This window comes from Microcystis sp. M44BS1, from assembly GCF_020244875.1.
Classification (GTDB): domain Bacteria; phylum Cyanobacteriota; class Cyanobacteriia; order Cyanobacteriales; family Microcystaceae; genus Microcystis; species Microcystis panniformis.
Window position 1 is genome coordinate 1 of the sequence record NZ_JADBVM010000026.1, and the last position, 8,669, is coordinate 8,669.

Sequence of the window (8,669 nt, forward strand, 5' to 3'; positions counted from 1 at the left end):
AAGGTGCTGCGCCGTCCACTTGGTTTTCGAGACTGGCCTTTTAATTCTAACGTAAAGCCAACCTAGAACGGCGGGGTTTCAGACCCAAAATTTCCGATGAGGAAACTACAATTTCAAGATATCCCTTTATTTTTAGATTAGCCGAACCTCCCCCCCCTTGCCCCCCGACATCGGGGGGCAAGGGGTAGGGTTGATTCATGAATCAACCCTACCTTGAGGGGGAATCTGACAGTTAACACCTAACTACTTGGGGTGTGCCGAAAAAGTTGGTTGGTGGGGTTAGGAGGCAGCACTTTCAGGCTTTGTTGCCCTCTTTTTTAGTGCCAGCTTGGATAATGCCAGGTTTTTGAAGGTCCCAATCCTATATTCTGGCACTAACATCGGATTTTAACAGGTCAAAAGCCTTATTTTAAAAGGTTTTTAGATTTATTCAGCCAGCCCTATTTAGATAATCAACAGCTTAACATTGCCGTCTTTTCACTGATTACTGATTACTGTTCCCTGAAAAGCTGGATTATTCTACGACAATTCGCCATTCATGGAGTTCGTATTCCACACAACCATTCTCGATTAAAGGATCGCGAACTATAATTGCTTGGGCCTCCTCAAGAGAATCGGCTTTAAATAATAACATTCCGCCGCCCTTTTCTGCCCAATAACCGGTTTTTGCTGCTCGTCCTTGGCTAATTAAATCACGCACATAGTCCTTATGGGCGCTGACATAGCGATCGAAGGTAGTTTTATCAACAATGCCTTTTTCTATCTTGACAAACCAGGGCATAAATTTCCAGTAGGCTAGGACGGATTAACAACCCTATAATTATACCGATTAATCTTGGCCGTCGAGGGTGCAATGTAACAGAGATATACAATTAGCTTAGAGTTATGGAAGACTGCTAGAATCGAGGTGACAGCTTTATTTCTGTAGCTTTGCTTGTTTCCATGAATCAACCTCAAGGATCTCTATTTTTTATCGCGCTTTTGCCGCCGCCAGAAGTACAGGAAATTGCCACAAAAATCAAGTTAGAGTTTGCAGAAATTTACAATAGTCGCGCTGCCCTGAAATCGCCTCCCCACGTCACTCTCCAACCCCCTTTTCGGTGGAATTTAGGACAATTACCAGATTTAGAAAGATGTTTAGAGGAATTTGCCCGCTTGCACTCTCCTATTCCCCTAATTCTCCAGAATTTTTCTGCCTTTAAACCGCGAGTCATTTATATTAATGTCCAGAAAACCCCGGAATTATTAACTCTGCAAAAACGGCTTTTACAGCAGCTAGAATCTTCCTTGAATATCAGCGATAATGCCTCAAAAAGCCGAGCTTTTGCGCCCCATTTAACCGTTGGCTTCCGAGATTTAACTAAAGATAATTTCTGGAAAGCTTGGTCAAAATATGCTGATCAAGAGCTATTTTTTGAGGTGATGATCGATGAAATTACCCTCCTAATTCATAACGGTAAGCACTGGGAAATTTATCGGCAATTTTCTCTATAATCCGGACTCTTGCAGGTTTCTATCTACAGAGGAGGGAGTTATAGTGGTAAAATAGGAGAGAGCAGTTTTTAAAGCTTCATTTCAGGCTTTTTGGCGAAATTTTAACCTATAGAGCGATTTTATGGCGACTCCGCCGCTCTGAAACCTATGTTACTCAAAAATCCCCCGAAAATCTCCCCCAATCTGATCAAACAGCTAGAAACGATCCTCGGCAAAGATGGAGTCATCCGTCGCAAAGATGAATTATTAACCTACGAGTGCGATGGTATCACAGGATACAGACAAAGACCCGCTCTTGTGGTACTGCCCCGCAGCACCGCCGAAATTGCGGCGGTGGTGAAACTCTGTCACGATAACGAGATTGCCTGGGTAGCGAGGGGGGCAGGAACGGGCTTATCGGGAGGGGCGTTACCCTTAGAACAGGGGATTCTCATCGTCACGGCGCGGATGAATCAGATTCTCAGGGTTGATTTAGATAATCAAAGGGTGGTGGTGCAGCCCGGGGTGATTAATAATTGGGTGACACAAGCAGTAAGCGGGGCGGGATTTTATTACGCACCGGATCCCTCTAGTCAAATTATCTGCTCGATCGGTGGTAATGTGGCGGAAAATTCCGGCGGGGTTCACTGTTTAAAATACGGTGTCACTACCAATCACGTTATGGGCTTAAAAATCGTCCTTCCCGATGGTTCAATTATCGATGTGGGGGGAACAGTACCGGAACAACCGGGCTACGATTTAACCGGTTTATTTGTGGGTTCCGAGGGAACTTTAGGCATTGCCACGGAAATCACCTTAAAAATCCTGAAAACTCCGGAATCTATCTGTGTTTTACTGGCCGATTTTACCAGTATCGAGGCGGCGGGCCAAGCGGTGGCGGATATTATTAAATCGGGAATGATTCCGGCGGGGATGGAGATTATGGATAATCTCAGTATCAACGCCGTGGAAGACGTGGTGGCTACCGGCTGTTATCCGCGGGATGCCGAGTCAGTTTTATTAGTGGAATTGGATGGTTTAGGGGTAGAAGTAGCCAGTAATAAACATCGGGTTGCCGAGATTTGCCGTCAAAATGGGGCGAGAAATATCACCACGGCTAATGATGCCGAAACCCGCTTGAAACTCTGGAAGGGCAGAAAAGCGGCTTTTGCGGCGGCGGGGAAAATTAGCCCTAATTATTTTGTGCAAGATGGGGTGATTCCGCGCACTCAATTGGTGTCTGTTCTTCAGGAAATTAAGGCTTTAAGTGAAAAATACGGTTATAAAATCGCCAATGTTTTCCACGCTGGGGATGGCAATTTACACCCGTTGATTCTCTACGATAACAGGGTAGAAGGGGCCTGGGCAGAAGTGGAGGAATTAGGCGGTGAAATTCTCAAACTTTGTGTGCGGGTTGGGGGCAGTTTATCGGGCGAACATGGTATCGGCATCGATAAAAATTGTTATATGCCCGCTATGTTCAACGAGATTGACTTAGAAACTATGGGCTATGTGCGGGATTGCTTTAATCCCAAAGGTTTAGCTAACCCGGGGAAATTATTCCCCACCCCGCGCAGCTGTGGGGAAGCTGCTAATGCCAAAATACAAGGGTTTGCGGGGGTGGATGTGTTTTAGGTTATCGGTAAATATTGACTGACTACTGATTACAGTCCATCTTGGGGTCCTAGGGGCAGATTGATATTAGAGGGGAAAACTGGCACTTGTCTTTCCAGAAAACGCTGAGTGACTAATTCTCGGAAAATCTCTAGGTCTTTTTGCCATTGTCCTAGATATTGTTTGAGGAGATTCAATCGATCGCTGCCCTCGGCCAGATTATAGTTAAAGTTGCCGGCAAATAGTAGCGCCGCTAAGGTTTGGCCATCGGGTAATTGCAATTTTGCCTCGTTAATCGCCACGGATAGCTGAGAGGTTTCTAATTGATAAAGTAGATTGATGCTGGCTTGTAGAGGGGCTATACCGAAATTGAGCCAGGGACCGGGGGCCAGAAGAGTTTCGGTGATGTATTTTTTAGCGGCATCGGGGCTACTGGGGAGAGGAACAATAGTTTTTGGGGCGATACTCAGGGCTTGATATTCGGCTAAAGGGAGTTTATCTAGATATAAACCGACAATTTCCGGCAGTTTCAGGTTCAGGCTATCGGGAGAGTTAATCATCTCCACAAAGGTAATTTTCCGGGGTTGGGCGGCGATGCCGATGCCATTTTGAAAATTAACTTGAGCGTAATTAGGATTGAGTACCGGCTGGCTATTTAATTCCCAGTCGGGGGGAACTATTCCCGAATATTTGAGGAAATCAACCGTTAGCATGGCGGGATTGAGGCTTTTGGCTGTAATTGCGATGGAAAATTCTTGTATTTCCCGCAAACTAACCAGAGATTGATTGGAGTTATTGTCAGTGGTGGTAATCATCAATTTTCTCCTTGGATATTTAAGTTTTCTTTCTAAGTGGGTGGGGGTTAAAAATTGTTCGGATCTGCCCCTTATTAAGGGGGGATTAAGGGGGGATCGGCACCCTCCTTATCAAGGGGGGCAGGGGGGATCAAAGACAAAATCTATCTTCAATTTAATTGAAACCACTCACTTAGGGTTACAGTTAAATTATTCCGGATCTCGGTGGCTTAGTCACTATCACTCGGACAAAGAACAAGAGAGCCATTCCAGATAAGTATTACTCAATTCTTTCACGGCTAATTCATAGAATCTCTGACCGTGTTCGGGAGTTGCTAAAGCAGGATTGGAACCCATACGACCATCGGGGTAATTTTGGCGAAAATTAGCCGCACCGTAAATATCATGACCAGAAGCCACTTTATCCGATAAAAAGGCGTTTTTACGACTTTCAGGGTAAAGATACTGAGTTAACGCCACTTCGCTCGGTGTAGCGTGGGAACCCTCCTGCTCCCCATACAATTCTTTGGCTAAAAGATAAACTTCTCGCACCATAAACCAATTGGCCACTTGACATTTAACCTCGTTTGTGTTAGGCAAATTGAGGGCATCCAAATGATAATAGGTTTCCGAAAAAGCGGCTTTTAGGGTGGCAATATTGCCCCCGTGACCATTAATAAAGAAAAATTGACGAAAACCGGCTCTAGCTAAACAAGTCACATAGTCGAGGATGACTTGAATCAAAGTGCTAGGACGAAGACTAATTGTACCGGGAAAAGCCGTGTGATGTAGGGCCATACCGACATTTAAGGTTGGTGCTACCATTGCTCGTACCTGTGTCCCTACTCCTTTAGCGATCGCCTCAGCGCATAGAGCATCTGTACCAATTAGTCCCGTCGGCCCGTGTTGTTCCGTGGAACCGATAGGAATAATAATTCCTTGAGATTGTTCTAGATAGGATTCCACCTCTAACCAGGTAGATAACTGTAATAACATTCGGCTCTAGCCTTCCAAAACGAATGCGGGTTGACAAATTGAGATAAAATTAGGACGAATAATCAAGTATTTTTATGTTAACCCTTGACACCCCCCCCTTGTCGGCGAGTACGGATTTCGTTCCCAATCATCGGATTTTAATCGTTGAAGATGAAGAAGTGATTCGGGATATGATTATTTTGGCTTTGGAAGAAGAAGGTTATGAGGCGCTCGGTGTTAGTGATGGTCGCGCTGCCCTAGAATTACTGCAAAGTCAAGAATCTAATCACGGTGAATCTCGGTTTGATTTGGTCGTTTTGGATTTAATGTTACCCCAAATCAGTGGTCTTGATATCTGCCGTCTGTTGCGCTATCACGGCAATATTATCCCGATTTTAATCTTAAGTGCCAAGGCCAGCGAAACCGATCGAGTTTTGGGTTTAGAAGTGGGTGCCGATGATTATCTGACTAAACCCTTTAGTATGCGAGAATTAGTCGCTCGTTGTCGCGCTCTGATTCGTCGTCAAGGATTTACTTCCCTAGCTGCCGCTCCCGTGCGAAAATTCCGCGATGTTTTTCTCTATACCCAAGAATGTCGGGTGACGGTGCGAGATGAAGAAATTAACCTTTCTCCTAAAGAATTTCGTCTCCTCGACCTATTTATGAGTTATCCGCGCCGAGTTTGGTCAAGAGAGCAGTTAATTGAACAAATTTGGGGACCAGATTTTTTAGGAGACACCAAAACTGTCGATGTTCACATTCGCTGGTTACGGGAAAAACTGGAAATCGATCCCAGTCAACCGGAATACCTGATTACTGTACGCGGTTTCGGTTATCGTTTTGGCTAGGTGAGCGATTATATTTTCAAGTTTAGCGATCGCCGCTTTCTGGGATAATGACTATTTTCGCTTTTATTTTCGGAGTAGTTTTAGGTTTGAGTATTTGTTATTGGCAAGTCTCACGCTTAAATGGAGAGTTAAAGCGAAACCTGATCGCTCTCTCGGATTCGGTGGATTTGTCGGCTTCTTTTCCCGTTACCTCCCTAGTGCGTCGAGAATTACAGTTTCTCTCCCAAAGTCTGCAAGAGCGAGAAAAGAGCTTAGAAATTCAGAAATCCTTGCTAGAACTAGCGCCGATCGCCTATCTTCATGTGGATGCCGATAATCAACTACTCTGGTGCAATCAACAGGCAATAACCCTCTTAAAACTCGATCGCTGGCAGCCAGATCAAGTGCGTCTGCTGCTGGAATTGGTACGCTCCTACGAATTAGATCAATTAATTCAAGAAACTCGCCAAAAACAGAGTCCACAGGTGCAAACTTGGACTTTTTACCCGACTAATTATCCTGTTAACCCCATTAGCGATCGCCAAGTGATTGCTCCTAAATCGATTGCCTTGAAGGGTTACGGTTATCCGCTGCCAGAAGGTGAAATCGCTGTATTTATCGAAAATAGACAGCCTTTAGTGGAATTATCGCAAAATCGCGAGCGAGCTTTCTCTGACTTAACTCACGAGTTACGCACTCCCTTAACCTCTATTTCTCTCCTCACCGAAGCTTTACAAAAACGCCTCCAAGCTCCCGAAAGACGCTGGTTAGAACAAATGGCGAAAGAAGTGGAGCGTTTGAGCCAATTAGTGCGCGATTGGCTAGAAATCAGTGAATTACAAGCGGATGCGGGGCGATCTTTACAATACCAGATGATTAATCTACAGGCTCTAATCAGCACCGCTTGGCAGACTGTCACCCCAATAGCCGCCCAAAAACAGATTAGCTTAGATTATTCCTCTCCGGTGGATTGGACGGTAGAAGTCGATCGTTCTCGTCTGCTGCAAGTTTTCCTGAATCTCTTTGATAATGCCATTAAGTATAGTCCCGATCAGGGGAAAATACGCCTAGAAATTCGGGAAATATCCGATACTATCGGGGAAAAATGGCTGAAAATTGACGTTATCGACAACGGGAAGGGATTTAACGAAGCGGATCTACCCTACGTTTTTGATCGCCTCTTTCGCGGTGATCCTTCCCGCACCCGTCAAAAACAAGGCAGCAAGGATCATAGTACCGGTTTAGGTTTATCGATTGCCAAAGAGATTATTCAAGCCCATGGCGGTTCGATCGTCGCTCAAAATGATCCTAACACCGGTGGCGCTCGCCTACAAGTCACTCTCCCCCGTCAAAAAAAGGAGATGAGGTGATGGGTGTTGGGGGGTTGGGGTTTTAGGGTGTTGGGGTGTTGGGGTGTTGGGGTTTTAGGGTGTTGGGGTTTTAGTTGAATTTCCCCATTTCCCCATTTCCCCATTCCCCCATTTCCCCATTTCCCCATTCCCCCATTTCCCCATTCCCCCATTTCCCCATTCCCCCATTTCCCCATTCCCCCATTTCCCCATTCCCCCATTCCCCCATTTCCCCATTCCCCCATTTCCCCTAGAGAAAAAATTCTGTCAAGTTCTCTAGACAACTGTACAAAATCGAAAATTTTCTTGTTATCACTGTAGAGAAAGAGTAGTTTTATGTTAAGCGAATCCGACCGTGAGCCTATCCAAAGAAACCAATCATCGCGATCGCACCTATTTCGCTCGTTCTCTCCAGCGATTGGAACAGGATGTGCTGAGAATGGGAACCTTGGTCGAAGAATCCTTTCGTCTTAGCCATCAATCCCTTTTTGCTAGGGATTTGGAAATGGCGAAAAAAATCCCCCTCCTTGACAAGGAAATCGATCGCTACTACCGTCAAATCGAGTTAGATTGTGCCACTCTCATGACTCTACAGGCTCCCGTAGCCCAAGATTTGCGGCTTTTAAGTGCTTTTATGCAATTAGTGCGCGATTTGGAACGTATCGGCGATTATGCCAAGGATTTGGCGGAAATAGCTCTCAAATTATTCGCCTATACTCCCCACGATTGTATGAGTGAGATCGAGGCTATGTCCCACCATGCTCAGTATATGTTAGCCACGAGCCTTGTTGCCTTGGCTGACCTCGATCAAGAAGCAGGTCCAAAGGTCAAAGAACTAGATAATACGGTCGATCGAGCCTATGATTATCTCTATCACACTCTCGCCCATCAAAGAGATATTAAGGGTGTGGTGGAACCAATCCTGCTGATGGCTTTACTAATCCGTCATCTGGAACGCATGGCCGATCACGCCACCAATATCGCCCAAAGGGTATCTTACATCGTTACCGGACAGAGAGGCTGAGGGTGTGGTGGCTCCTCAGATGATTTCTCTCGAATTCTGTCCCTCGCTTTTAGCGTTTACGACTCAGGGGGGTGAACTACTCTCAACAGAGTTGAGAGCTTCCTATTTCACGGGGGATTGCCTCAAGATGGACTTACGCCCAGCTTTTGGTCTTACATCCCCTCTATAGGCAGTATCGCGCTTTTCCTAACGATAATATCCGTAAGGCTTCATTTCTGATATTTATCGCCGCATTTATGTCCCGGTCATGGGTTGTGTTACAATGCACACAAGTCCAATTTCTAACCTCAAGCGGAAAACTACCCACTTGATTGAGACAGACATGACAAGTCTTAGAACTAGGGAAAAACCCAGAAACGTTGAATCCTGTAATAAAACTTTACATTGACAACCATAATACCCCTATAACATCAAATTTTAAGTTGAATAGACAATCCTCCGGAATCAGTGTACATAGCTAATATGTTGACACTTGACATCCTCGCCGCCGTAAAACGGACGGCGATTCCCAAACCTCACGATTTGGGTTTCTGCTTCTTTCCCGAAGGATTTTTCGCACCTGCCTTAACAGATTTACTCTGTTCTGGTCTTATGGTCGCTCTACAGACTGACA

9 protein-coding genes and 1 pseudogene are annotated in these 8,669 nt (G+C 45.3%); 5 read left to right on the plus strand and 5 right to left on the minus strand.

The window, feature by feature from the left end:
- Positions 1 to 514: 514 nt before the first annotated feature.
- Positions 515 to 781, minus strand: coding sequence for a YciI family protein (locus tag IM515_RS01290; protein ID WP_287627762.1), 267 nt, complete (start codon positions 779 to 781; stop codon positions 515 to 517).
- A 161-nt stretch (positions 782 to 942) separates the two neighbouring features.
- Here IM515_RS01290 and IM515_RS01295 point away from each other — a divergent pair, with 161 nt between their 5' ends.
- Entirely contained in the window at positions 943 to 1,494 is a 552-nt protein-coding gene (locus IM515_RS01295; protein ID WP_287627763.1) for a 2'-5' RNA ligase family protein, read from the plus strand.
- A gap of 147 nt (positions 1,495 to 1,641) precedes the next feature.
- The gene (gene glcD, locus IM515_RS01300) at positions 1,642 to 3,108 is read left to right on the plus strand and encodes a glycolate oxidase subunit GlcD (protein ID WP_287627764.1); all 1,467 of its coding nucleotides are present in this window, start codon (positions 1,642 to 1,644) and stop codon (positions 3,106 to 3,108) included.
- Between the two features lie 29 nt (positions 3,109 to 3,137).
- Here the strand turns inward: glcD and IM515_RS01305 are convergent, their stop codons facing one another.
- Together IM515_RS01305 and IM515_RS01310 are read right to left on the minus strand one after the other, a co-directional pair.
- A complete protein-coding gene (locus tag IM515_RS01305) occupies positions 3,138 to 3,902 on the minus strand; it encodes a hypothetical protein (RefSeq protein WP_002770316.1) in 765 nt (254 codons plus the stop codon).
- 219 nt (positions 3,903 to 4,121) lie between these two features.
- Positions 4,122 to 4,877, minus strand: a complete 756-nt coding sequence (locus IM515_RS01310; protein ID WP_287627766.1) for a creatininase family protein — start codon at positions 4,875 to 4,877, stop codon at positions 4,122 to 4,124.
- 74 nt (positions 4,878 to 4,951) lie between these two features.
- Here IM515_RS01310 and IM515_RS01315 point away from each other — a divergent pair, with 74 nt between their 5' ends.
- Positions 4,952 to 5,704 carry a response regulator transcription factor gene (locus IM515_RS01315; RefSeq protein WP_287627768.1) on the plus strand — a complete coding sequence of 251 codons (753 nt, stop codon included), beginning with the start codon at positions 4,952 to 4,954 and terminating at the stop codon, positions 5,702 to 5,704.
- Between the two features lie 47 nt (positions 5,705 to 5,751).
- Positions 5,752 to 7,053, plus strand: coding sequence for a sensor histidine kinase (locus IM515_RS01320; protein ID WP_287627770.1), 1,302 nt, complete (start codon positions 5,752 to 5,754; stop codon positions 7,051 to 7,053).
- Here IM515_RS01320 and IM515_RS01325 read toward each other — a convergent pair.
- Complete coding sequence (locus tag IM515_RS01325; protein WP_287697829.1) at positions 7,032 to 7,277, minus strand: hypothetical protein; 246 nt, start codon at positions 7,275 to 7,277, stop codon at positions 7,032 to 7,034. The genes IM515_RS01320 and IM515_RS01325 overlap by 22 nt on opposite strands.
- Before the next feature lie 110 nt (positions 7,278 to 7,387).
- On the opposite strand from IM515_RS01325, the gene phoU reads away from it, so the two are divergent.
- A complete protein-coding gene (gene phoU / locus IM515_RS01330) occupies positions 7,388 to 8,056 on the plus strand; it encodes a phosphate signaling complex protein PhoU (RefSeq protein ID WP_287633568.1) in 669 nt (222 codons plus the stop codon).
- 102 nt (positions 8,057 to 8,158) lie between these two features.
- On the opposite strand, the pseudogene IM515_RS01335 reads toward phoU, so the two are convergent.
- Positions 8,159 to 8,414: pseudogene (locus tag IM515_RS01335) on the minus strand (zinc ribbon domain-containing protein); the annotation flags it as partial.
- Positions 8,415 to 8,669 lie beyond the last annotated feature (255 nt).